The organism is Streptomyces sp. NPDC001914, from assembly GCF_042891215.1.
Classification (GTDB): Bacteria; Actinomycetota; Actinomycetes; order Streptomycetales; family Streptomycetaceae; genus Streptomyces.
On the sequence record NZ_JBIASW010000013.1, the window covers coordinates 165,302 to 188,592 of the forward strand.

Genomic DNA, 23,291 nt, shown 5'->3' on the forward strand with positions numbered 1-23,291 from the left:
TCAGTGGCCCGATGTGGCCTTCAAGCCCACCACCGAGGCCAGGAGTAGGCAGATGAAGAAGATTCGGGCCGCTGTCGCCGGTTCGCCCAGGAGGGTCATTCCGAGGATCGCTGCGCCGGCCGCGCCTATGCCGACCCAGACGCCGTACGCCGTGCCGATGGGGAGCGACTTGGCGGCGTAGGAGAGGAGGACCATGCTCGCGATGATTCCCGCGCCGGTCAGGACGCTCGGGAGCGGGCGGGTGAATCCGTCCGTGTACTTCATTCCGATCGACCAGCCGACTTCGAGCATTCCGGCGATGATCAGCAGGATCCAGGCCATGACGGGTACCTCCGGGAGACGACGGCCGGGCAGGGCTGCGTCGTCTTTGCCGGGCCCGGTACGGCGCGTCTCGTCGGGGTCCTTCCACCGTAGCAAAGGAATGCGGAAGGGGCTGGTGACCATGGTCACCAGCCCCTTCCGGGTGCACAAGCCCTACAAGTAAAGGCCGGTCGAGTCCTCGGACCCCTCGAAGCGGTCCGCGGCCACGGCGTGCAGGTCCCGCTCGCGCATCAGCACGTACGCGATCCCGCGCACCTCGACCTCGGCCCGGTCCTCGGGGTCGTACAGGACCCGGTCGCCCGGCTCCACCGTACGGACGTTCTGCCCGACCGCGACGACGTCGGCCCAGGCGAGACGGCGGCCGACGGCGGCCGTCGCGGGGATCAGGATGCCCCCGCCGGAACGCCGCTCGCCCTCGGCGGCGTCCTGCCGTACCAGCACGCGGTCGTGCAGCATCCGGATGGGCAGCTTGTCGTCATGGGTGCTGTGCGTTTCACGGTTGGCGCTCACGTCCTGAACCTACCTGTCCCGGCCCGTTTCGTACGCGGGCGGGTCAGCCCTTGCGCCGCCGCGTCCCCATCACGAGCAGCCCGACGAGTCCGGCCGCGACCAGAGCCACCGGCACGATGCGCTCCAGCCGGGGTGCGCCGTCCTCCGAGACGAACTGGCCCTTCACATCGCCCACGACGCGGTTGACGCCGACGTAGGCGCGCCCGAGGGTGTGGTCGATGTTCGAGGCGACCTTCGCCCTGGCGTCTCCGACGATGGTCTTCGGGTGCACCCGTACGCCGATCTCGTCGAGCGTGTCGGCGAGGGTTGTGCGGCGGTGCTTGATGTCCGCCTCGATCTGCGCCGGAGTCCTGGTATCCGGCGTTCTCGACGTATCCGACACCGCGCTGCCTCCGTGGTCGTGTAGTGACTCCCTGATTCGGACAGTCTGTCAGTTCGTACCGGACCGCACCCCTCGGCACCCCCCATTACGCTCGTTCCGTATCCATTCCACCGGCCATGTGAGGTTCCGATGAGCGAGCGACTGCAGCCCGGCGACACCGCCCCCGCCTTCACCCTGCCCGACGCCGACGGCAACGAGGTCTCCCTCGCCGACCACAAGGGGCGCAAGGTCATCGTCTACTTCTACCCGGCCGCGCTGACTCCCGGCTGCACGAAGCAGGCCTGCGACTTCACGGACAACCTGGAGCTGCTGGCGGGCGCCGGTTACGACGTGATCGGTGTCTCCCCGGACCAGCCCGAGAAGCTGGCGAAGTTCCGTGAGAAGGAGTCGCTGAAGGTCACCTTGGTCGGGGACCCCGACAAGACGGTCCTGGAGGCGTACGGGGCCTTCGGTGAGAAGAAGCTGTACGGGAAGACGGTGGTGGGTGTCATCCGTTCCACGGTGGTCGTGGACGAGGAGGGCAAGGTCGAGCGGGCGCTGTACAACGTGAAGGCGACCGGGCACGTGGCGAAGATCATCAAGGATCTGGGGATCTGACCCCCGCCTCCGGCATGACGGCCCCGCTCAGCGCCTCTCCCTGCGGGGCGTGAGCCCGCTCAGGGGCCCCTGACCCGCCGTGGCGCCCGTGGTGCCGGTGTCCGTGGGGCCTCCGCCGGTCGTGGTGCCGGCCGTGGTGCCGCTCGTGGCGGTTCCGGTGGTGCCTCCGTCCGTGGGGGTGCCACCGGTGGTGCCGGCCGAGGTGCCGGTGCCGCCGGCGGTGTGGCCCGGGGTGTGGCCGTCGGTCCGGCCGGGGGTGTGGCTCTGGCCCGGGGTCCGGCCGCCGGGCGACGCCGGTGCGCTGCCGCCCGCCCCGCCCGTGTCCTCGTCGCCGTCCGTGCCGCCGTCGTCCTGTCCGGCGGTGGCGTCCGGGTCGTCGGTCTCGTCGTCGGGCTCGTACATCTCCTCGGCCCCCGGCTGGAGTTCGAGGTCGAAGTCCGACGCCTCGGTTCCCTCCAGGGCGTCGCGGGTGAACTGGGCCCAGATCTGCGCGGGGTAGCCGCCGCCGTTGATGCGGGACTGTCCGAGCGCGCCGTAGAGGGACTTGTGGGCGCCGGTGTCGGGGTCCTGGCCCATGACGGCGACGACGGTGGCGAGGTCGGGGGTGTAGCCCGCGAACCACGCCGCGGTGTCCTCCTCGGCGGTGCCGGTCTTGCCCGCGGCGGGCCGGCCGGCGTTCTGCGCGGCCTGCCCGGTGCCGCCGTCGACGACGCTCTGGAGCATGGAGGTGGTCGTGTCGGCGGCCTCGCGGCTCACGGCCTGCCGGTCGGCCGTCCGGACGTCGTCCTGGGCCGGCAGCCGCACGTCCTGGGAGCCGTCCTTGGTGATCTTCTCCACGAGGGTGTACGCGCCGTGCCTGCCGTGGTTGGCGAGCGTGGCGTAGGCCTCCGCCATGTCGAGGACGCTGGCGGTGGCCGGGCCGAGGGCGATGGAGGGGGAGGCGGTCAGGTCGGGGGTGTCGGCGGGCAGGCCGAGGGCCACGGCGGTCTTCTTCACGTTCGTGGGGCCGACGTCGACGGCCATCTGCGCGTAGACCGAGTTGACCGACCTGTCGGTGGCGGTGCGCACGGAGATGTCGCCGTACGATTCGCCGTCCTCGTTCTCGGGTGCGTACGTGGTGCCGTTCCAGCCCCGTACGGGCCGCTGGTCGGTGCCGTCGTAGACGGTGTTCGGGGTGATGGTGCGGCCGTCCTGGGTCTGTGCGCCGTTCTGGACGGCCGAGGCGAAGACGAACGGCTTGAAGGTGGAGCCGACCTGGTAGTCGCGGCGGGTGGCGTTGTTGACGTACTGCTTGGTGTAGTCGATGCCGCCGTACATCGCGAGGACCTTGCCGCTGGAGGGGTCGATGGCGACGCCGCCGGCGCGGACGTAGGTGTCGGCCTTGCGGTTCTCCTTGTCGAGCCGGTCCATCACCTGGTCGTTCACGGCCTGGACGAAGGCGTCCTGCTTGGACTTCTGGAGGGTGGTGGTGATGCGGTAGCCGCCGCGGGTGAGGGTGTCCTCGTCGAGGATGCCGTTCGAGGTCAGGTAGGCGGTCACGGCCTGGACGAGATAGCCGCGCTGGCCGGACAGGCCCGCCGAGATCCTGGCCTGCCGGGGTGCCGGGAAGGAGACCCGGTCGCGTGCGGCCCGGGTCAGCCACTTCTGTTTGACCATGCCGTCGAGGACGTAGTTCCAGCGGGCGAGGGCCACGGCCCTGTTCTCGGGGTGGGCGATCACGTCGTACTCGCTGGGGGCGTTGAGCAGGGCGGCGAGGTAGGCGCCCTGGCCGACGGTGAGGTCCCTGGCGTTCACGCCGTAGTAGGCCTGGGCCGCGGCCTGGATGCCGTAGGCGTTGCGGCCGTAGTAGCTGGTGTTGAGGTAGCCCTCCAGGATGTCGTCCTTGCTCTTCTCCCGGTCGAGCTTGATGGCGATGAAGAACTCCTTCACCTTCCGGGTGACGGTCTGTTCCTGGCCCAGGTAGTAGTTCTTGACGTACTGCTGGGTGATGGTCGAACCGGACTGTCTGCCCTTGCCGGTGACGGTGTTCCAGCCGGCGCGGAGCATCGCCTTGGGGTCGACGGCGGACTCGCTGTAGAAGTCGCGGTCCTCGGCGGCGAGGGTGGCGTGCTGGGCGTCCTTGGAGATGTGTTCCAGTGCGACGTTCTCGCGGTTGACGTCGCCGTCGCGGGCGAGCCGGCTGCCGTCGGCGTACAGGAAGACGTTGCTCTGCTTGACCGCGGCGGCGTTCGCGGAGGGGATCTCGACGAGGAAGTAGCCGAGCGCGAAGAGGCCGACCAGGAGCAGTGCCGTGCCGAGGACCGTGCCGAGGACCATGCGCCAGGTCGGGAGGAGTCTGCGCAGACCGGTCCGCTGTTTCCGCTTCTGCTTCGCGGCCTGCCGCCGGTTCGGCTTCGCACCCGGTCCGCCCGGTCCGCCCGCGCCTGTTCCCGGCCCCGGCCGCCGGCCCGTCCGCGGCCCCGCCGCGGGGGCCGGGTCCGGGCGGGGGCCCGCTTCCGGTTCCCTCGGTGCCCAGCCCTGGCTGCGCTGCTGCGGCTCGTCGCTCATCTGCTCGCCGGACTCCCGTTTCGCGTCGTACGTCACCGTACGCCCTCTAACATCTGATGCGCCCCGTATGAAGACTCTCGCACCATCTGTTCCGTTCCCCGATCCCGGCACGCGTCGCGCCGGAAAATGCCTGGCGGCCCACGCCGGGCCGGGATTAAGCTCCTGCGCTTTGGCTCAACGCGGAGGAGAGGGACGGGTTGTGGGCACGGCGCGGTTGTACGCGGCTGTCGCGGGCAGCGGGTTCCGGCGGTACGCCACCTATCGGGTCGCGACCGCTGCCGGGGTGTTCACCAACACCGTCTTCGGGCTGATCCTGGCGTACCTGTTCATCGCCCTGTGGGACAGCAAGCCGCACCTCGGCGGCTACGACCAGGCACAGGCGCTCAGTTACGTGTGGCTCAGCCAGGGGCTGCTGATGGTGGTCGCGATGATGGGCGGCGGCTTCGAGGACGAACTGATCGAGCGCATCCGTACGGGTGACATCGCGATCGACCTGTACCGGCCGGCCGACCTCCAGATGTGGTGGCTCGCCCAGGACATGGGCCGGGCGCTGTTCCATCTGCTGGGCCGCGGTGTGGTGCCGCTCGTGTTCGGCGCGCTGGTCTTCGACCTGGCGCTGCCCTCGGATCCGCTGACCTGGCTCGCCTTCCTCCTCGCGGTCGCGCTCGGGGTGGTCGTCGGGTTCGCGATCCGGTTCCTGGTGGCGCTGTCCGCGTTCTGGCTGCTCGACGGTGCGGGAGTGGCGCAGCTGACGTCCATCGCGGGGATCTTCTGCTCGGGGATGCTGCTGCCGCTGAACGTCTTTCCGGGCGCGCTCGGCGAGGTCGTACGGGCGCTGCCGTGGTCGTCGCTGATCCAGGCGCCCGTGGACGTCCTGCTGGGCACGGCGGATCCGCTGGGCACGTACGCGCAGCAGGCCGGCTGGGCGGTCGCCCTGCTGGCGGCCGGGCGGCTGGTCCAGTCGGTGGCGACACGGAGGGTGGTGGTGCAGGGTGGCTGATCCGGTGGAGCGGGGGACGGGGGTCGTGGCGGGTCCGGCGCGGGAGCGGGAACCGGCGCCGGAGCGGGGTGAGGCCGGGCAGGCCGGTGCGGCGGTGGTGCGGGCGGTGGAGTTCCGGCCGTTCGAGCGGCAGGGCCCGTACGAGCGGCTGCGGGACGGGCTGCGCGCCTACCGGCTGATCACCGCGATGTGGATCCGGTCGACGATGGCCTACCGGGCCTCGTTCGCGATGACCGCCTTCGGGAACTTCGCGGCGACCGCGCTCGACTTCGTCGCGATCCTGCTGATGTTCTCGCGGGTCGACCGGCTGGGCGGGTACAGCCTGCCCGAGGTCGCCCTGCTCTACGGGGTGTCGGGTACCGCGTTCGGTTTCGCGGACCTCGCGCTCGGCTCGATGGACCGGCTGGGGCGCCGGGTGCGCGACGGCACACTGGACACCCTGCTGGTGCGTCCGGCGCCGGTGCTGGCGCAGGTCGCCGCCGACCGTTTCGCGCTGCGCCGCCTCGGCCGGATCACGCAGGGGCTTCTCGTCCTCGGGTACGCCCTCGTCGTCCTCGACATCCACTGGACGCCGCTCAAGGTGCTGATCGTGCCGGTGATGCTGCTCAGCGGCGCGGCGATCTTCTCGGCGGTGTTCGTGGCGGGCGGGGCGTTCCAGTTCGTCGCGCAGGACGCGTCCGAGGTGCAGAACTCCTTCACGTACGGCGGCAATACGCTCCTGCAGTACCCGCCGACCGTGTTCGCCAAGGACATGCTGCGCGGGGTGACGTTCGTCCTCCCGCTCGCCTTCGTCAACTGGCTGCCCGCGCTGTACGTGCTGGGGCGGCCCTATCCGATCGACCTGCCGCAGTGGGTCGCGTTCGCACCACCGGTCGTGGCGGCGCTGTGCTGCGCGCTGGCCGGGCTCGCCTGGCGCGCGGGGCTGCGCGCCTACCGGAGTACGGGAAGTTAGGGGAACGGTCGTGACCATCGCCGCAGACAGGGAATCGGCCGGTCCGGGCGGGCAGCCGGGTCCGGGAGCCGGGTTCATCGAGCTCGACGGGGTCGAGAAGGTCTTCGACGTGCGCAAGAAGACGGGGTTCCTGCGGAGCGAGCGGCGGCAGGTGCGGGCCGTCGACTCGATCTCGTTCACCGTGGAGCGCGGTGAGATGGTCGGCTACATCGGGCCGAACGGCGCCGGCAAGTCGACCACGATCAAGATGCTCACCGGCATCCTCACCCCGTCCGGCGGGCGGCTGCGGGTCGCCGGACTGGACCCGTCGCGCGAGCGCACCCGTGTCGCCCGGCGGATCGGGGTCGTGTTCGGGCAGCGGACGACGCTGTGGTGGGACCTTCCGCTGATCGACTCCTACCGGCTCATGCACCGGATGTACCGGGTGCCGGACGCCCGGTTCCGGGAGAACCTCGACCGCTGTGTCGAACTCCTCGAGCTGGGAGCCCTGTTGGATGTTCCGGTGCGGCAGCTGTCGCTGGGGCAGCGGATGCGCGGCGACATCGCGGCGGCCCTGCTGCACGATCCCGAGGTGCTCTACCTCGACGAGCCGACGATCGGGCTCGACGTGGTGAGCAAGGTGCGGGTCCGTGAGTTCCTGCGGGATCTGAACGCCGAACGCGGCACGACGGTCCTGCTCACCACGCACGACCTCACCGACATCGAGCAGTTGTGCCGCCGGGTGATGGTCATCGACCACGGGCGGCTGATGTACGACGGCGCGCTGAGCGGGCTGCACGAGGTCGGGGAGAGCGAGCGGACCCTGGTCGTGGACCTGGAGCGGGAACTGCCGCCGATCGAGCTGGAGTCGGCGCGGGTGGTGAAGGTGGAGGGGCCGCGCCAGTGGCTGGCGTTCCCCGCCGCGACGTCGGCCGCTCCGCTGGTGGCGCGGATCGCGGCGGAATATCCGCTGGTGGACCTTTCGGTACGGGAGCCGGACATCGAGGCCGTCATCAGCCGTATGTACGCCGGGAAAACGGTGTCGTAGCGGGGCTGCCGCACGGGTGGGGCGGATGGCCCGCGGGCGGGGGAGCTCGTAGGCTGCTGCCATGACCGACGAACTCCCGGAGCTGCGTGCCTCCGACGCCGATCGTGAACGTGTCGCCGAACAGCTCAGGGACGCCCTCGCGGAGGGCCGCCTCGACATGGAGGAGTTCGAGGAGCGGCTGGAGGCGACGTACGCGGCCCGTACCTACGGGGAGTTGACGCCGATCACCCGCGATCTGCCGGGGGCGGCGTCGGCGCCTCGCGTCTCCATGGTCAAGCAGCCCGTGGACGACGGGATTTGGAGTTCCCGGATCGTCGGCGGCGAGGGTTCGTCCTCGTGGGCCGTGGCGGTTCTGTCCGGCTTCGAGCGCAAGGGCCGCTGGACCATGCCCAAACGCTTCAACTCCTTCGCCTTCATGGGCGGTGGCGAGATCGACCTGCGCGAGGCGAACTTCGCGGACCGTGAGGTCGTCGTCAACTGCGTCGCGGTGATGGGCGGGTTGAACGTCATCGTGCCGCCGGGTGTCGAGGTCGTGGTCCGCGGTATCGGCATCATGGGCGGCTTCGACCACCGCGAGGAGGGCCGGCCGGGCGACCCCGGCGCGCCGCGGGTGATCGTCACCGGCTTCGCGTTCTGGGGCGGGGTCGGCGTGGAGCGCAAGCTCACCCGTGCCGAGCGTCAGCGCCTGAAGGAGGAGCGCCGGCAGGAGAAGCTGGAGCGCCGGGAGGCCCGCAAGGAGCTGCAGGGCTCCCGGGGCGGCCATCTGGACGATGTGTTCGACGCGCTCGACGAGGCCCACGACCTGATACGCGAGCGTCACGAGGAACGCCGTGAGCGTCATGAGGAACGCCGTATGCGCCACGAGGAGCGCAGGGACCGCCACCGGGAGCGCCGCGAGGACCGCCGGCGGCGGCACGACGACTACTGAACTCCCGGGCGACCGCGGGGCCGTCGGTCCGGGGTGATCACAGCTCCGCCGGAATCGCGCCCTTCAGCGCCTTCAGGTCGAACACCTCGGCCATCCGCCGGAACCCCTTGTCGCTGGGGTGCAGATGATCGCCCGAGTCGTAGTCGGTCCGCAGCCGGCGCTGGTCGTACGGGTCCCGCAGGGCCGCGTCGAAGTCGACGACGGCGTCGTACACCTTCCCGGCCCGGATCTCCGCGTTGACGGCCTGGCGTACGGCCTCCCGCGCGTCGGTGTATCCGCGGTGCCCCTGGAAGGGCATCAGCGTGGCCCCGACGACCCGCAGTCCGCGGGCGTGGGCCTGCCGCACCAGGGTCCGCAGACCGTCGGTCACGGTGGCCGGGTCGACCTGGTTCGGGTTGCGCAGGATGTCGTTGACGCCGAGGTCGATGACGACGGCCTTGACGTTCGGGCGGTCGAGCACGTCGCGGCCGAACCGGCTCAGGGCGCTGGGGTTGTCGGCCGGCCGGCCGAGCCCCGCAGCGAGGACCTGGTTCCCGCTGATGCCCTGGTTGACGACGCTGTAACGGGGCGTGTCGGCGGATCCGGCCGCGGCGCGCAGCCGCTCCGAAAGGACGTCCGTCCAGCGGCTGTTGGCCCCCACGGTGGAGGTTATGCCGTCGGTGAGGGAGTCGCCGAGGACGACGACGGTGCCCGCGGCCTCGTCGCTGAGCACGTCGAGCGCGGTCAGGTAGCGCCAGTACGGGCTCTGTTCGGTGTACGAGCCGGCGCTCAGGTCCTCCGTGCGGTCGCCGTCGGCCACGTACGAGATCTGCCGGGCGTGCGGGTGATAGGTGACCGGGCCGGACGGGGTCGGCGAGTACGTCGTGACGAGGACGTCCACGTCGTGCGGGATGCGCACGCGCACGGCGTCGCTCGTCACCTGCCGGCCGGCCGGGATCTCCACGCTCGTGGCGCCGCCGAACGTGAGGCGGCGCATGGTGTCGGCCGCGGCGGCGGCGCTGTTCGCGGTCGCGGCGACGGCGATCGTCGCGTGGGTGACGACCAGCGGCTGCTGCCCGTAGAGATTGGAAAGCGTGATGCGGGCACTCGTACCTCCGGCGGCCGTGTGCACGACGTTGCGCACGGAGCGGCCCGCCAGTCCGTCGGGCTCCGTGCCGGGCTCCGCTCCGACCGGGGAGGTGGACCAGGCGCCGACCCAGGTGCCGGTGGAGGCCGGGGCGGCGTCGTGCGACGTGTTGCCGCCGGCCACGGCGGCCTTCGTGTCGGTGCCGCCGTGTGCGCCGACGCCGATGTATATCGCGGCGGAAAGGACCACGACCACGGCAAGGATCGCGGCGAGCAGGGCATAACCGTGACGCTTGGTCATGCGGTGCGTGTCTCCTCGGACGAGGGAGCCCGAGGCTCCGTATGTGATCACTCCATGATGCGTCATGGGCGGCGAGAGCTACGACGCGCCCCCTGAGGGACCCCCCTGGTCGATTCCCCATCCGAACAGACGCCGGGAACTCTCGCGGCGTTCCAGGAGTCGGTGAGAAGAGAGTGAGAAAGGGACAATGTGTACGAGGCGTGACGTGGCCTGCGAACGGGTGGAGTGAATGGGACGCACGAATTCGGGTGAAGGGGACGGCATGGAGCAGCATGCCCGAACCGGCGACGCCGCGAACGCCGCCGATGCCGCGAAGGACACGAAGGCCGCTGACGCGGCGGGGGTTGGTGCCGGGGCCGGTGCCGGCGCCGGCGCTGGTGCTGGTGGCGGTGTCGGTGTCGGTGCTGGCGCTGAGGCCGACGCCGGCGCTGAGGCCGGCCCGGGTCCCAGCTCCAGCTCCAGCTCCAGTCGCAGTCTTGGTTCTGGTGCTGGTTCTGGAAAGCCTGCCGGGGCGGCGGGCGGCCGGACGGCCTCCCTACCGGGGCGGGCGATGAACACCTTCAGCCCCGCCGACGAGGAGAAGCGCCGCGGGGTGCGCCGGATGAAGGCGACCGCCACCGGCCTGCTGCTCTTCGTCGCCCTCGTCTACGTCCTGGCGAAGTGGGCCTCGAACGAAGGCGCGGGCGCCTGGGCCGGCTACGTCGCCGCGGCGGCCGAGGCGGGCATGGTCGGCGCGCTGGCCGACTGGTTCGCCGTCACGGCCCTGTTCCGGCATCCGCTCGGCCTGCCCATCCCGCACACCGCCATCATCCCGACCAAGAAGGACCAGCTCGGCGTCTCCCTGGGCGAGTTCGTCGGCGAGAACTTCCTCTCCGAGGAGGTCGTCCGCCAGCGGCTGCGCGCGGTGGGCATCGGCAGCAGACTGGGCGCCTGGCTCGCCGAACCCGAGCACGCCGACCGCGTCACGGCCGAACTGGCCGCCGCGCTGCGGGGTGCCCTGACCGTGCTGCGCGACTCCGACGTCCAGGCCGTCGTCGGGGAGGCCATCACCCGTCGCGCCGACGCCCAGGAGATCGCGCCCGGCATAGGGAAGATGCTGGAGAAGATCGTCCTGGACGGCGGCCACAAACGGTTCGTCGACCTGGTGGTGGTCCGTGCGCACGACTGGCTGGTGTTCCACGACACGCAGGTGATGGACGCCGTGCAGGGCGGCGCGCCCGGCTGGACCCCGCGTTTCGTCGACAAGAAGGTCGGCGAGCGGGTGTACAGGGAACTGCTCCGCTTCGTCACCGAGATGCGCGACTCCCCGACCCACCCGGCCCGCGGCGCCCTCGACCGGTTCCTCACCGACTTCGCCTCCGATCTGCAGTCCGACACCGACACCCGCGCGCGGGTCGAGCGTCTCAAGGGCGAGGTGCTGGGCCGCGGCGAGGTCCAGGACCTGATCGCCTCCGCCTGGACGGCCGTACGGTCGATGATCGTGTCCGCGGCGGAGGACGAGCGCAGTGAACTGCGGCTGCGCGTGCGGGCCTCCCTGCTGTCCCTCGGTGCCCGGATGGCATCCGAACCCAAACTCCAGGCCAAGGTGGACAGCTGGGTGGAGGGCGCCGCCGTGTACGTCGTGACGACGTACCGCAAGGAGATCACCTCGCTCATCACGGACACGGTCGCCGGCTGGGACGCCGAGCACACGACCAGGAAGATCGAGGCGAACATCGGCCGTGACCTGCAGTTCATCCGGATCAACGGCACGGTGGTCGGTTCGCTGGCGGGACTGCTGATCTATGTCGTGTCACGGGTGCTGGGGGCCTGACCGCCCGGACGTCCGCGGGCGCCGCGGCTGACCGGCGGCCCGCCGTCATGGGCCGCGGGGGCGCGGGGGGTGCCGCGGGGCGCCGAGGGTGCCGCGGGGCGACGGGGGCTTAACCGTCCCGGGGTTGGGAACCCGCTCGGGGTTCGCCCGACGGAGAGGGAACCCCATGTCAGCTCCCGCCTCACCGGCACCCGCCCCCGCTCCGGGCGGCACGGTCACCACGAACGTGCCGTCCCGCCTGGACCGGCTGCCGTGGTCCCGCTGGCACTGGATGATCGTGATCGGCCTGGGAACCGTGTGGATCCTCGACGGTCTGGAGGTCACGACCGTCGGCAACATCGCGGGCCGGCTCTCCGAGGAGGGCAGCGGCCTGTCCATCACCTCGGCGCAGGTCACCGGTATCGCGGCGGCGCTCTACGTGGCGGGTGCCTGTGCGGGCGCCCTGTTCTTCGGATGGCTCACCGACCGGTACGGCCGCAAGAAGCTCTTCATGATCACGCTCGCCGTCTACCTCTCGGCGACCGCGCTCACCGCCCTGTCCTTCGACGCCTGGTGGTTCTTCACCTTCCGCTTCCTCACCGGCTTCGGCATCGGCGGCGAGTACGCGGCCATCAACTCGGCGATCGACGAGCTCATCCCCGCCAGGTTCCGCGGCCGGGTCGACCTGATCATCAACGGCACCTACTGGCTCGGCGCGATCGGCGGTGCGCTGCTGTCGATCGTCATGCTGAACACGGACATCTTCCCCAAGGACCTCGGCTGGCGGCTGACCTTCGGCCTCGGTGTGGTCCTCGGTCTGGTGATCCTGCTGGTCAGGCGGCATGTGCCGGAGAGCCCGCGCTGGCAGTTCATCCACGGCCGTGGTGAACAGGCGGAGGAACTGGTCACCTCCGTCGAGAGGGAGATCGAGGAGGAACGCGGTGAACCGCTGTCGGCGCCGCGGGGCGAGATCACCATCGAGCAGCGCAAGAGCATCGGCTTCGGCGTCATCGCGAGGACCGTCTTCGGCACGTACCCGAAGCGGGCCGTGCTCGGCCTCGCCCTCTTCGTCGGCCAGGCCTTCCTCTACAACGCGATCACGTTCGGCTTCGGCGCCATCCTCACCACGTTCTTCGACGTGCCCACCGGCGCCACCGGCTACTACTTCGCCGTCATCGCGGCCGGCAACCTCCTGGGCCCGCTGCTGCTGGGCAAGCTCTTCGACACCCTCGGCCGCCGGGTGATGATCTCCTCGACCTATCTGCTCTCCGGTCTGCTGCTCTTCGTCACGGCCTGGCTCTTCGACCAGGGCTCGCTGAACGCCGTGACGATGACGGCCTGCTGGTGCGTGGTGCTCTTCTTCGCGTCGGCGGGCGCCTCCAGCGCGTACCTGACCGTCTCCGAGGTCTTCCCCATGGAGACCCGCGCGATGGCCATCGCCTTCTTCTACGCCATCGGCACCGCGGCCGGCGGTATCAGCGGCCCGCTGGTCTTCGCCGACCTCACCGAGTCCGGCGTCGTCGCCGACACGGTGCTCGCGTTCCAGATCGGCGCCGCCCTGATGTGCGCCGCGGGCCTGGTGGCGGTGTTCCTCGCGGTCAAGGCCGAGGGGCGCTCCCTGGAGGACATCGCGGCGCCCCTGTCGACGGCACCCTCCGCGTCCGACGCCTCACCGGCGCCGACCGCGCGGGCGACCTGAGCCGGACACCGGACCGGACACGGGGTCAAGTGGGGCCGGGCATTGGCTCGACTTGGGCCGGGATACTGGCTCGTCCTGGACGGGGACACCGGCGTGGCCTGAGCCGGACAGCAGCTCGACTCGGACCGTGACAGCGGCTCAGGCGGACGCTCCGGACATGCCAGACGTGCCGCGGGCGGGGAGGTGCCGCGGGCCGTACCCCGTCGATGGGTCGACGGTTCTGAGTACGCGTACTCTGTCGCGGCCCCGCCGGACACGTAACCCTCGTACGCATGACCGAGAAACTGCTCCGCCCCTTGCGAACGCGCCCCTGGCCGGAACGCTGGCTGACGCGTGTGCTCGGCGCCGCCCTCGCGTGCGCGGCGTACCTGATCTGTCTGCCCTGGGACCTGCGCAACCGCCCCGACACACCGGGCTCCACCGTGGAGACCACCCCGGTGACGGGTACGGGCGTCCTCGCCCTCGGCGCCGTCCTGCTGCTCCTGGCCGTCCACTTCGGACTCCGGGACGCGCTGGCCTGGCCGCTGCTCCTGGTCGCGGCGCCCCCGGCGATCCTGCTGCACGTGTCGCTGCGGACCCACCCCGGCCCGCCGGACGGCCTGGCCGGGGTGTGGCCGCTGACCTGGGCGGCCGTCACCCTGCTCGGGGCCACGTCCGTGCTGGTCGTGAGCGCGGTGGCCCGGCAGTTCAGGACGGACCTGGCGGACGCGATGGAGGAGGAGCGGGTTCTGGCCGGACAGTGGTGACGGTGAGTCGCCTGGGCCGGCGGGGGTGTCCTGCGGTGAGTCGCCCGGCCCGGCCCGCCGGCGCTGGTCCGCCCACTGCCAACCCGGGCCCGCCTACTGCCCGTGGAAGTACCGCGAGCTCTTCTCGTTGAAGTACGAGGCGTAGATGCGCCCGAGGACCGGCTTGCCGCGGTACGTGCCCACGTACTGGCGCGAACTGTCGACCACGACGGGCCGCGTCATGCAGGCGAACTTGACCCGCTGCTGCGCCTCGGCCCACTGCACGGCCGCCGGATCGACGCGGTCGCTGACGAGCACCGGGAAGGCGCCGATGCCGCTCTGGAAGCCGAGGGGCAGGCCGCCCTTGTTGTCCTTGGCGTACTTCATCACCTGGTCGGTGAACCCGGAGATGGCCGGCACGGTTATCTCCGGGACGACCGCGGCCACCGTGAACAGGTGCAGCTTCGTCGCCATCCAGCGCATCCGGAACTCGGCCCGCCGCCCCACGAGTACGGGCACCCCGGCCCAGTCCTCCCACCGCGTGGCACACCCGTCGGCGGTCAACTGCTGTTCGACGAAGGTCAGATAGGTGCCGGGGGCGGATTGCTGCTGGTTTGCGTCCATGGCGGGATCCTAGGGCCCGGGCGCACCGGCCGGAACGGGGGGCGCCGGTCCGCTGGGCGCCGGCCGGCTAGGCGCCGGTCGTGGACCCCGGACGGATGATCATCAGGACGGTGACGGTGGCCCACAGCAGGTTGAAGATCCCGGTGAACATCGCGAGCCGGGCGGTCGTCGCACGGTCGACGGTCCCGTCCTGGACGGCTCCCTCCAGGATCGCGCTCTGCCGGGGCAGGACCAGCACGGCGAGGACCACGGCCGCCAGGGCGGTCAGCGCGATCGAGACGATCAGCCAGGTGTCGCCGAGGACGCCCATGTCGCTCGCGGTGGCGAACCCGAACACGGGAACGACGACGCCCGCCACGGCGTACACCTGGCAGATGCGGTGCAGCAGCCGGGTGGTGGCGAGGGCGCTCGCGTCGTCCGGCGCTTCGAGAACCTTGCGCGCGGCCGGCGGGAACATGCTCGCGGCGACGGTGACGGGCCCGATGGCGACGATCGCGGCGATGACGTGGACGGCGAGGAGGAACTTGGTCACGGGGTGACGGTAGAGGCCGTGCGGATCATGGAGAAGTGGCACTTTTGCCATGAGGCAACGGATTCTGGCCAGGATGGATGGACCCGGTTAACGGACGAGGCATGCCCCGGTGCGACCCAGCGGGCTCCCCGTGCGCCCGGGTGCCCGTGTGCCCGTTGACTGTCGGTCCGTGTGGCGAGAACCCGGCGTATGCCTAGGCTCTGGTCATGCACTCAGTGGCCGTTCTGGCGCTCGACCAGGTCATCCCGTTCGATCTCGCAGCCCCGATCGACACCTTCGGCTGGGCCCGGCTGCCCGACGGCCGCCCGGCGTACCGGACCCGGGTGTGCTCGGTCACGGCGGACGCGGAGGTGAGCGCGGGCGCCTTCACGCTGCGTGCCCCGTACGGCCTGGAGGCGCTGGCCGAGGCGGACACGATCATCCTCCCGGGCGTGGCCGACCCGTCCGCCCCGCTCCCGCCGGGCGTCGTGGAGGCGCTGCGCGCGGCGGCCGCGAACGGCACACGGATCGCATCGATCTGCGTCGGCGCCTTCGTCCTGGCCGCCACGGGCCTGCTGGACGGACTACGCGCGACCACGCACTGGGCGGCGGCAGGGGAACTGGCGGCCGGGCACCCGGCGGTGACGGTGGACCCGAACGTGCTGTACGTCGACAACGGCCAGTTCCTGACCTCGGCGGGGGCGTCGGCGGCGCTGGACATGTGCCTGCACATGATCCGCACGGACCACGGTTCGGCTGTCGCCGCGCATGCCGCCCGGATGTCCGTGATGCCCCTGGAACGGGAGGGCGGCCAGGCGCAGTTCATCGTCCACACCCAGCCGCCGGCACCGGCGGGCACGACCCTGGAGCCGCTGCTCGACTGGCTGGAGGAGAACGCGGGCCGGGAGCTGACCCTGGAGGACATCGCGGCGCACGCCGGCATGAGCACCCGCACCCTCAACCGCCGCTTCCGCGAACAGACGGGCACGACCCCGCTCCAGTGGCTGCACCGGGCCAGGGTGCGCCGCGCCCAGTACCTCCTGGAGACGACGACGTACCCCGTCGAACGCATCGCAGTCCAGGCGGGCTTCGGCTCCCCGACGGCGTTCCGAGACCGCTTCAGACGCGTGGTGGGAACGAGCCCACAGGCGTACCGGCGAGCGTTCCGGGGGACGGAGGAGGGGGTTTCCTGAGACCGGGCGGCCCGGGGACGCGTGGGTGTAGCCCTGGGCAGAGGGCATGCGGGCGCGTACCCCTCGGGGCCGGGCTAGGGCGCTCTGCCCGTTCCGGGCCGGGCTCAGCCGCGTCGGTCGGCCACGGCCCAGGAGGCGAGGGCCATGGCACCGGCGACACCGAAGACGGCGGGCCAGGCGCCGACCTTCTTGGCCAGCGGATGCGACCCGGCGAACGCGGCGACGTACCCGGCGGTCAGCACACCGGCGGCCGCACCGCCGGCCTCCTGCTTCCACTGCCGGGCGGCGGCGACCCCGGCGACGGCGAGCACGACCCCGCCGAGCTGCCGCTTCCTCGTCCACCGGGCGACACCGTACCCACCGACAAGCCCCCCAGCGGCCACCACCGCAGCCGGAACCTTCGCCATCACTACCTCCTTGTTCGTCCCCCGAGGCTAGCGCCCGGGCGGAGAGAGGCGGGCGTGCGGGTGGTGCCTGAGGCTTTCCGCCGCTACGTCGAGAAGCCAGCTTTCACGGACGAGGACGGCTGCCTTGCGGCACCATGCCTGGGGTGCGAAAGGAACGCCCGGCCTGGCAGAACGGCGCTTGAGATCCTCGCCGAGTCAACTCGTGATCGAGGCGTATGAGCTCACGTCGGCAGGAATCTCGTGGTGCAGGTCCCACGTGATGGCCATGGGCTTACTGCCGGAGTGGTCGAAGTACGTGGCTGGTCCCAGAAGCATCCATGGTTCGGCCTTGCCGATGCTGTTGCGCTTGTAGCGGCGCAGGAAGAGCAGTACATGGCTGCCGAGCTGGTCGTGCTGCTGGTAGCGCAAGCCCGTCGCGGAGTTTTCCGGAGTAGTGCTCTGGGATTCCCAGTGGAAGCGGGTCGGGCTGAGTGCGTAGTCCTTGTAGCGGACGGTGGGAGAGAAGTCCCGCTCGCTCTTCTCCAGAGTGATGAGGAGGGCATCGGTCTCGAGCTCTTCCACCCACCGCACTCCTTGCCCGAAGTCCCTGGGCATTTGGCCACCCAAACGCGCCACCCCCAGAGCAGAAAGGATCTCGGATCGGTTGTAGGAGCTGTGGATCTTCAACGGGACGTGGCTCAGAGAGCCTTCCAGCGGGAGAGGGAAGTGGTCGGCCTCTTCGAGAGCGTACGAGAGAACCTGCTGGAGTTCGTCACGCAACAGGGGCTGCGATCGAAGCGACTCAAGGCCTTGGCGGTAGCTAGAGAACCCGCCACCGTTGTCCCACAGGTTGAAAAAGAGCATGCGGGCGTACGACGCATCCGCAGCAGGCAGAGAGTCGTAGTCGGGGGCATCATGTGCCAGCAGTCGTAGGTACGCCTGGATGCGATTCGGGTCGTCGACGTGCAGGAAGGCATGGACGCGCTTGAGGAGTTCTGCCTCGCCCGGGGGCGCCTCCTCGCTGATCAACCCAGCCTTGCGCAGCACCTTGGTCCAAGAGTTGTCACTCTTGTAGAGCTCCTGGATGTCCCGGCGGCTCTCGCGCAGGTAGTCCGCCAGTCGTGGGGTGCTGTAGTCCCTGACTTCTCTGGCCAACGTGGTGATGGTGGCCTTGAGTTGCGTGCGGATGTTGTCCAGGATGAGGTCCTTGGACTTGCCTTCCAAGATGATCTGGCACCCGGATGGCAACTGTGGGAAGTCCTGCTCGATGCTGTCGACGAGACGATTGCGGGACAGGTTCGTCATGGCTCGGAACTGTTCCTCGAAGCGGAATTCCGCTCGATGCTGACCGATGAAATCAAGCACCGTCAGAACAGGCTTGTTCGGTGTGCGGCGCAAGCCACGCCCGAGCTGCTGGAGAAAGACGGTCGCACTGTTGGTGGGGCGCAGCAGAAGCAGCGTGTCCACATCCGGGATGTCCAGACCTTCGTTGAACAGATCCACGGAGAAGATCACCTGGATACGACCTGCTTTGAGATCGTCAAGCGTCTGCGCGCGTATCTCGGGACGTGAGTCGCTATCGAGTGCCGCCGCTTGGAATCCTGCACGCCGGAAGCAGTCCGCCATGAAGTGTGCATGCGCCTTGGACACGCAGAATCCCAGGGCGCGCATGGAAGCGGGGACTGAGATCTTGTTCTGGACTTGCTTGATGACGATGCGGGCCCGAGCCTCGTCACCTGTGTAGAGATGACCGAGTTGATCCCGGTCGTAGGTTCCCGAACGCCAGTTGAGTCGGGTCAGATCCGTGCCGTCTGGAAGCCCGAAGTAGTGGAAGGGACTAAGAAGGTCGTTCTCCAAGGCCTCCCAGAGGCGAAGCTCCGCAGCGATGCGCCCGTCGAAGAAAACGTTCTGCACACTGCGACCGTCCATCCTCTCGGGAGTCGCAGTGAGACCTAGCAGCTGAGCCGGTTTGAAGTGCTCGATGACTCGGTTGTACGTCTCGGCCGTGGCGTGGTGGAACTCATCGATGACGATGACATCGAAGTGCCCAGGGTCGAGTTGCTCCAGGCGCTGGACGTTGAGCGATTGGACGCTGGCGAACACGTGTGTCCACTCGCGCGGTTCCTTGCCGCTGTGGAGAAGCTCGCCGAACGAGGCGTTATCCAGTACCTCCCGGTAGGTGCGCAAGGACTGGTTCAGGATCTCCTTGCGGTGAGCGACAAAGAGTAGGCGGGGAAGGTCACCACCACGTTTGTCACGCATATTTCGATAGTCAAGTGCTGCCATTACAGTTTTGCCGGTACCCGTCGCGGCGACGAGGAGATTTCGACTGCGGCCGCGGATCTCACGCTCCACGCGGAGACGCTCCAGCATGTCTTTCTGGTGGGGGAGCGGATGCACCTCTAGACCCGAAAGACTGATCTTGACGTCTCCAGTGGGTCCAGTGCCACCCGCCCGGGCAAGGGCCTCAGTGAGTCGCTCGCCGTCGCGATCCGGGTCGTACGCTTCGAAGGCCGTGTCGGCCCAGTAAGCATCGAAGGTCGCCTCGAACTTGTCGAGCACTCTCGGCGTGGCGACCGAGGACAGCCGTACGTTCCACTCCAGGCCGTCGAGCAACGCAGCTTTGGAGAGGTTCGAACTGCCCACGTACGCGGTGTCGAAGCCTGTGTTGCGCCGGAACAGCCAGGCTTTGGCGTGCAGGCGCGTCGACCTGATCTCGTAGTTGACCTTCACTTGGGCGCCGAATTCGCGAACGAGTCGGTCCAAGGCGTGCCTGTCTGTGGCGCCGATGTAGGTGGTGGTGATGACCCGGATGGGCACCCCACGCTCCTTGGCTGCCCGGAGCGAGTCCTCGAGAACTCTTATTCCGTACCACTTCACGAATGCGCAGAGCAGGTCGATGCGGTCGGCGGTAGCGAGTTCTGCTCGCAATTCCGCCCCCAGGCTCGGATCGTCTGGCGCATTGGTGATCAACGCTGTTTCCGACAAGGGAGTCAGGGGCCTGATGGCATAGGCGCCGGGAGCCTGCTGCTCTGCCAAGGCCAGAAGTTGGCGAGGGCCCTCGATGATGCTGGGCGATGCCCCGTCTTCATCCGGGTCCGGCATGCTACTGACCAAGGACTGCATGATCCGGTTGGCTGCGGCTACCTGCTTGTCGTGAGGTAGCAGGCTCAACCGTCGTTGCACGGCTTCGCCGATGTGGCGCGCCAGGACATGGGGTGACGACTCGGCACTGACCTCGGCATGAATCGGCTTCCATCCGGCCGCGTTCAACTGGTCGATCTGTGCCTGCACGCCTTCGGTGATGAGTGCCTCGTACACACCCGCAACAGGCTGTGACAGATCCCCTGACTGAACCACCCTGGCCCCCCGATCGTTTATTGCGCCCTGCACAGTTCTAACAGGGGCCACTGACACGATCGAGTCATGGGGCTACGACAGCCAAAGGTGCACCCCGACTGCTAGTAGCCCGGGATGCACCTTCACGAGGGATGGCAGAGCGCGGCGATGCCGCTGACCGTCAAGCGGCCCCGTGGCACTCCCCATAGGAATCCCCCGACCCGCACCAGCACCCGGCCCCCCGCTGCGGTGGCCACGCCACTGCCAGGCCTCGGGCTGCCAGGGTCGTCGCGTACTGGGGGAGCAGGGTCGTGTCCGAGGGGGAGGTGGCCTCCGAGGCGGCGAAGGCCTCGTAGGACGGGACCGTGGCGGTGACGATGCCGAGGTTCGGGGTGCCCGAGCCGGAGAGTTCGCGCAGGGACGCCTCTATCGTCGCCAGGTGCTCGTCGTGCGACGGGTACTCGGTGGTGAGGTCCGGGTACGCCAGGGTCAGTTCCGTGAGTTCGGGGGCCGACCAGTGCAGGACCGCCACCGGGAACGGGCGCGACAGGGCCTCCCGGTAGGCGCCCAGTTCGGCCTGGAGGCGGGTGATCTCGGCCTGGAGTTCCGCCGGGTTGTCCGAGCCGAGGGACCAGACCCGCTTCGGGTCGTGGAGTTCGTCCAGGGAGATCGGGGACGAGTGCAGGGTGTCGGCCAGCGCGTCCCACTCGTCGTGCGCCGCGCCCAGCATGCGGCGCACCCGGTGACGGCCGAACAGCAGAGGGAGCGTGGCGTACGGGGGTTCCGGTACGTCCGTCAGGAGCAGGGTCGTTCCCTCGGTGAAGGTGTCCTGTGCCGCCTCCAGTTCGTCGTGCGACTCCAGGGCCTCCGCGACGATCACCCAGGGGGCCGGGTCGCGGGGGGCCGCCGCCCGGACTCCGTCGATGATCGCGCGTGCCTCGGCCTCGTGGTCGTACTCCCACAGGTTCGACGCCTTGAGGGCGCGGACCAGGTACGGCTTCTCCAGGGGAGCGTCGGGAGTGTCCGAGGCGAGAAGGCGGTCGTAGAGGGTGGTGGCGCCGGGGCGGTCGCCGGCCAGTTCGAGGTGGGCCGCGGCCTGCAGGAGCAGGTGCTCGGCGTCCTCCGGGTACAGGCCGGCGGTCCGCTCCAGGCGAGCCGCTTCGGCGGTGTGGTCGACGTTCTCGGCAGGCGTGTCGGGGCGCATGGGGGACACCGTACTGCCGCCGGGCCGCCAAGGAGAGAGACCTGCTGGCCAGAGACGCGGGAGTCCCCGGCGGCATATTCGGGGAGCGCGGACCCGATGCCACGGTCGGGTAAACGGTCCGACGGGGGGAGGGCAGTCCCCGCGCCCGGGTTCGGATAGGCGGTCCAGCGGGGGAGGGCAGTCCCCGCGCCCGGGGCGGGCAAGCGGTCCGACGGGGAGCGCAGCCCGGGGTCCCGGGCCGGTGCGCGGTCGGACGGGGAGCGCCGGTCCGGTGTTCTGGGTCGGACGGGGAGTGCCGGTCCGGTGGTCTGGGTGCGTAGGCCGGGGACGGGGAGTGCCGGTCCGGTGTCCGGGGTGGGTGAGGGGGCCTACGGGGGAGCGCAGCCCCGGGGTGCCGGGTGGGTGCGGCGTCGGGTGGTGGGCGGGGCCGGGTCGCCTCGTTCGTTCAGAACCGGCTCACGCCACCACCCCGTCCACCTGCAACGTCTGCACCGCCCCGGCCGGGAACGGGAGCGCCACGGACCTGCCGTTCAGGTAGGTGTCCGAGTGGGCGGTGTAGAGGTCGCCGGTGCCGGAGGTCAGGGTGTTCCAGCGGGGGACCAGGCCGCCCGTGCCGCCGGAGACCGTGGTGAAGCGGGAGAGGTCGAAGGTCAGGGTCTGGGCGGACGTGGCCTTGTTCGCCGCGACGATCACCAGGCGCCTGGCCGTCGCGTCGTACGCCGCCACCGCGTAGTCCACGCCCGTGTCCACGATCGTCATGCCCGGGCGGATGTGGCGGCTGAACTGGGCCATCACGTACAGCTTCGTCTCGACCGCGCCGGCCGTCAGGGTGCTCGCGTCGTACTTGATCATGCCCCAGCCCGCCGTGGGGTCCATCACCTGCCAGTAGACCCAGGCCGTCGGGTGCAGCCAGCGGAAGTCGAGGAGGAGGTTGCTCGCCAGGGTGAGGCCGGTGCCGTCCCCGTCGCCGTACTCGGAGTTCCACAGGGCCTTGCCGGACGATGTCACGACGTCCGTGTACAAGAGGTCCCGGCGGCCGCCCGAACCCTGGTAGCCGTGCACGTTGACCCGGTTGACCAGGGCCTTGGTGGCCGAGCCGAAGGAATTCCACGTCGTACGGGCCAGGTCGTAGCTGGTCTCGTCGGACGCGGAGATCCTGGTGGCCGTCAGACCGCGCCTGTCCAGCTCGCTTCGCAGGTAGGGGAGTACGGCCGACTGGACGGCCGCGTCCACGTGGCAGCCCTCCTGGGTGCCGGTGGACGTCCACCAGTTGGAGGAGGGCTCGTTGAACGCCTCGACGGTGGCGAAGTTCACCCCCCAGTTCGTCCTGGCGTAGAGGGCGACCGCCGCGAGGTGGGAGGCGTGCTGGCGGTAGTTCCAGGACTGGAGGTTGTTGCCGCCCCCGGACGCGCCCGACGGGTTGTGGTTCAGACACATCCACCACATCGGCGAGTTGGCGAACAGCTCACTGCTCGCACCGCGTGCCGTCGCCTTGGTCAGGGCGGCGCGCTGGGTGGCGTCCGCCGTCCACTTCCAGGCCGAGGACGTCGGGTCCTCGTTGTTCCAGTCCTGCCAGTAGCCCTCGATCTGCTTGAAGGAGGGGATGTTGGCGGACGCGGTCATGGTCTCGCCGCCCACGCTGTTCCAGCTGCACGCGCCCAGGTTGTAACGGGCGATGGTCAGTCCGAGACCCGGGCGCGAAACGCCGTTGTACGTCGTCGATCCGGTGGTGAAGAAGAGGTCGGCGAAGTCGTCGCGGGCGCCGAAGACGTTTGCCCACCATGCCAGGGAGGTGCCCCAGCCCTCCCATTTCCCGTACGTCGTCGCCGGGTTCACGGCGATCGTGGCGTCCGCGCGGGCCGTGCCGGTCGCCAGGGCGCCGCCGAGGACCGCGCCGCCCGCGGCGCCCAGCAGTGTTCTGCGTCGGATCATGGCTGGCTCCTCCGTCCGTCTCGGCGCAACCCGCTTGTCCTGCAGTGGAGTTGGCCGTGGCTGTCGACTCGACTTCGAACTCGGTCGCCGGTTGGTTCCCCCGGCGCTTGCCCGTCCCACTGATGCCGTCCGGCTGATGCCATCAGGAAGCATCGGGTGTGGCGCCTGGGGTTGTCGAGAGTTGTGACAGCCCTTTCTAAAACCGGTGGAGGAAGCCGGGAAACCTCCAGGAGCGTTACGGGGCTGGAGAGTTGGC

The 23,291-nt window shown here is 69.8% G+C and carries 20 protein-coding genes and 1 riboswitch; of the genes, 9 read left to right on the top strand and 11 right to left on the bottom strand.

Translation table 11 applies throughout. From position 1 onward, the window contains the following. The 3 genes from ACFYYF_RS30865 to ACFYYF_RS30875 form a co-directional block, all read right to left on the bottom strand. Complete coding sequence (locus ACFYYF_RS30865; protein ID WP_361681557.1) at nt 1–321, bottom strand: multidrug efflux SMR transporter; 321 nt, start codon at nt 319–321, stop codon at nt 1–3. Nucleotides 322–355: 34 nt separating this feature from the next. Beyond that, nucleotides 356–425, bottom strand: a riboswitch (guanidine-III (ykkC-III) riboswitch). A gap of 49 nt (nt 426–474) precedes the next feature. Continuing rightward, complete coding sequence (locus ACFYYF_RS30870) at nt 475–777, bottom strand: co-chaperone GroES (RefSeq protein WP_103554526.1); 303 nt, start codon at nt 775–777, stop codon at nt 475–477. A 97-nt stretch (nt 778–874) separates the two neighbouring features. Beyond that, complete coding sequence (locus ACFYYF_RS30875; protein WP_388780776.1) at nt 875–1,213, bottom strand: DUF3618 domain-containing protein; 339 nt, start codon at nt 1,211–1,213, stop codon at nt 875–877. Nucleotides 1,214–1,342: 129 nt separating this feature from the next. On the opposite strand from ACFYYF_RS30875, the gene bcp reads away from it, so the two are divergent. Then, the gene (gene bcp / locus ACFYYF_RS30880) at nt 1,343–1,810 is read left to right on the top strand and encodes a thioredoxin-dependent thiol peroxidase (RefSeq protein ID WP_388780777.1); all 468 of its coding nucleotides are present in this window, start codon (nt 1,343–1,345) and stop codon (nt 1,808–1,810) included. Between the two features lie 27 nt (nt 1,811–1,837). On the opposite strand, the gene ACFYYF_RS30885 is transcribed toward bcp, so the two are convergent. Beyond that, nucleotides 1,838–4,357, bottom strand: coding sequence for a transglycosylase domain-containing protein (locus ACFYYF_RS30885; protein ID WP_388780825.1), 2,520 nt, complete (start codon nt 4,355–4,357; stop codon nt 1,838–1,840). A gap of 199 nt (nt 4,358–4,556) precedes the next feature. Between ACFYYF_RS30885 and ACFYYF_RS30890 the strand changes: the two genes are divergently transcribed. From ACFYYF_RS30890 to ACFYYF_RS30905, 4 genes are all read left to right on the top strand, one after another. Further along, nucleotides 4,557–5,357 (top strand): ABC transporter permease, encoded by an 801-nt coding sequence (locus tag ACFYYF_RS30890; protein ID WP_388780778.1) that lies wholly within the window; start codon nt 4,557–4,559, stop codon nt 5,355–5,357. 94 nt (nt 5,358–5,451) lie between these two features. Next, nucleotides 5,452–6,309 (top strand): ABC transporter permease, encoded by an 858-nt coding sequence (locus ACFYYF_RS30895; protein ID WP_388780826.1) that lies wholly within the window; start codon nt 5,452–5,454, stop codon nt 6,307–6,309. A 16-nt stretch (nt 6,310–6,325) separates the two neighbouring features. Next, nucleotides 6,326–7,336, top strand: a complete 1,011-nt coding sequence (locus ACFYYF_RS30900) for an ABC transporter ATP-binding protein (protein ID WP_365484646.1) — start codon at nt 6,326–6,328, stop codon at nt 7,334–7,336. A gap of 61 nt (nt 7,337–7,397) precedes the next feature. Next, the gene (locus tag ACFYYF_RS30905) at nt 7,398–8,264 is read left to right on the top strand and encodes a DUF1707 domain-containing protein (protein WP_388780779.1); all 867 of its coding nucleotides are present in this window, start codon (nt 7,398–7,400) and stop codon (nt 8,262–8,264) included. 37 nt (nt 8,265–8,301) lie between these two features. Here the strand turns inward: ACFYYF_RS30905 and ACFYYF_RS30910 are convergent, their stop codons facing one another. Continuing rightward, nucleotides 8,302–9,630, bottom strand: a complete 1,329-nt coding sequence (locus tag ACFYYF_RS30910; RefSeq protein WP_388780780.1) for an SGNH/GDSL hydrolase family protein — start codon at nt 9,628–9,630, stop codon at nt 8,302–8,304. Between the two features lie 229 nt (nt 9,631–9,859). On the opposite strand from ACFYYF_RS30910, the gene ACFYYF_RS30915 reads away from it, so the two are divergent. The 3 genes from ACFYYF_RS30915 (at nt 9,860) to ACFYYF_RS30925 (ending at nt 13,867) form a co-directional block, all read left to right on the top strand. Beyond that, nucleotides 9,860–11,443: a DUF445 domain-containing protein gene (locus ACFYYF_RS30915; protein WP_388780781.1), complete on the top strand. Its 1,584-nt coding sequence runs from the start codon at nt 9,860–9,862 to the stop codon at nt 11,441–11,443. A 166-nt stretch (nt 11,444–11,609) separates the two neighbouring features. Beyond that, on the top strand, nt 11,610–13,121 hold the full coding sequence (locus ACFYYF_RS30920; protein ID WP_388780782.1) for an MFS transporter: 1,512 nt from the start codon (nt 11,610–11,612) through the stop codon (nt 13,119–13,121). 272 nt (nt 13,122–13,393) lie between these two features. After that, entirely contained in the window at nt 13,394–13,867 is a 474-nt protein-coding gene (locus ACFYYF_RS30925; protein WP_361681580.1) for a hypothetical protein, read from the top strand. Nucleotides 13,868–13,960: 93 nt separating this feature from the next. Here the strand turns inward: ACFYYF_RS30925 and ACFYYF_RS30930 are convergent, their stop codons facing one another. Together ACFYYF_RS30930 and ACFYYF_RS30935 are read right to left on the bottom strand one after the other, a co-directional pair. Then, nucleotides 13,961–14,470: a levansucrase gene (locus tag ACFYYF_RS30930; protein WP_361681583.1), complete on the bottom strand. Its 510-nt coding sequence runs from the start codon at nt 14,468–14,470 to the stop codon at nt 13,961–13,963. A 67-nt stretch (nt 14,471–14,537) separates the two neighbouring features. Then, complete coding sequence (locus ACFYYF_RS30935; RefSeq protein WP_388780783.1) at nt 14,538–15,002, bottom strand: DUF2269 family protein; 465 nt, start codon at nt 15,000–15,002, stop codon at nt 14,538–14,540. A gap of 206 nt (nt 15,003–15,208) precedes the next feature. Here ACFYYF_RS30935 and ACFYYF_RS30940 point away from each other — a divergent pair, with 206 nt between their 5' ends. Continuing rightward, nucleotides 15,209–16,174, top strand: coding sequence for a GlxA family transcriptional regulator (locus tag ACFYYF_RS30940; protein ID WP_388780784.1), 966 nt, complete (start codon nt 15,209–15,211; stop codon nt 16,172–16,174). A gap of 104 nt (nt 16,175–16,278) precedes the next feature. Here ACFYYF_RS30940 and ACFYYF_RS30945 read toward each other — a convergent pair whose 3' ends face one another. The 4 genes from ACFYYF_RS30945 to ACFYYF_RS30960 all read right to left on the bottom strand — a co-directional run bounded on the left by ACFYYF_RS30945 (nt 16,279) and on the right by ACFYYF_RS30960 (nt 23,035). Next, on the bottom strand, nt 16,279–16,581 hold the full coding sequence (locus ACFYYF_RS30945) for a hypothetical protein (protein ID WP_365484543.1): 303 nt from the start codon (nt 16,579–16,581) through the stop codon (nt 16,279–16,281). Nucleotides 16,582–16,776: 195 nt separating this feature from the next. After that, nucleotides 16,777–19,920 (bottom strand): DUF3427 domain-containing protein, encoded by a 3,144-nt coding sequence (locus ACFYYF_RS30950; protein WP_388780785.1) that lies wholly within the window; start codon nt 19,918–19,920, stop codon nt 16,777–16,779. A gap of 160 nt (nt 19,921–20,080) precedes the next feature. Next, nucleotides 20,081–21,103 (bottom strand): SEC-C domain-containing protein, encoded by a 1,023-nt coding sequence (locus tag ACFYYF_RS30955; protein ID WP_388780786.1) that lies wholly within the window; start codon nt 21,101–21,103, stop codon nt 20,081–20,083. Nucleotides 21,104–21,559: 456 nt separating this feature from the next. Next, nucleotides 21,560–23,035, bottom strand: coding sequence for a beta-1,6-galactanase (locus ACFYYF_RS30960; RefSeq protein WP_388780787.1), 1,476 nt, complete (start codon nt 23,033–23,035; stop codon nt 21,560–21,562). Nucleotides 23,036–23,291 lie beyond the last annotated feature (256 nt).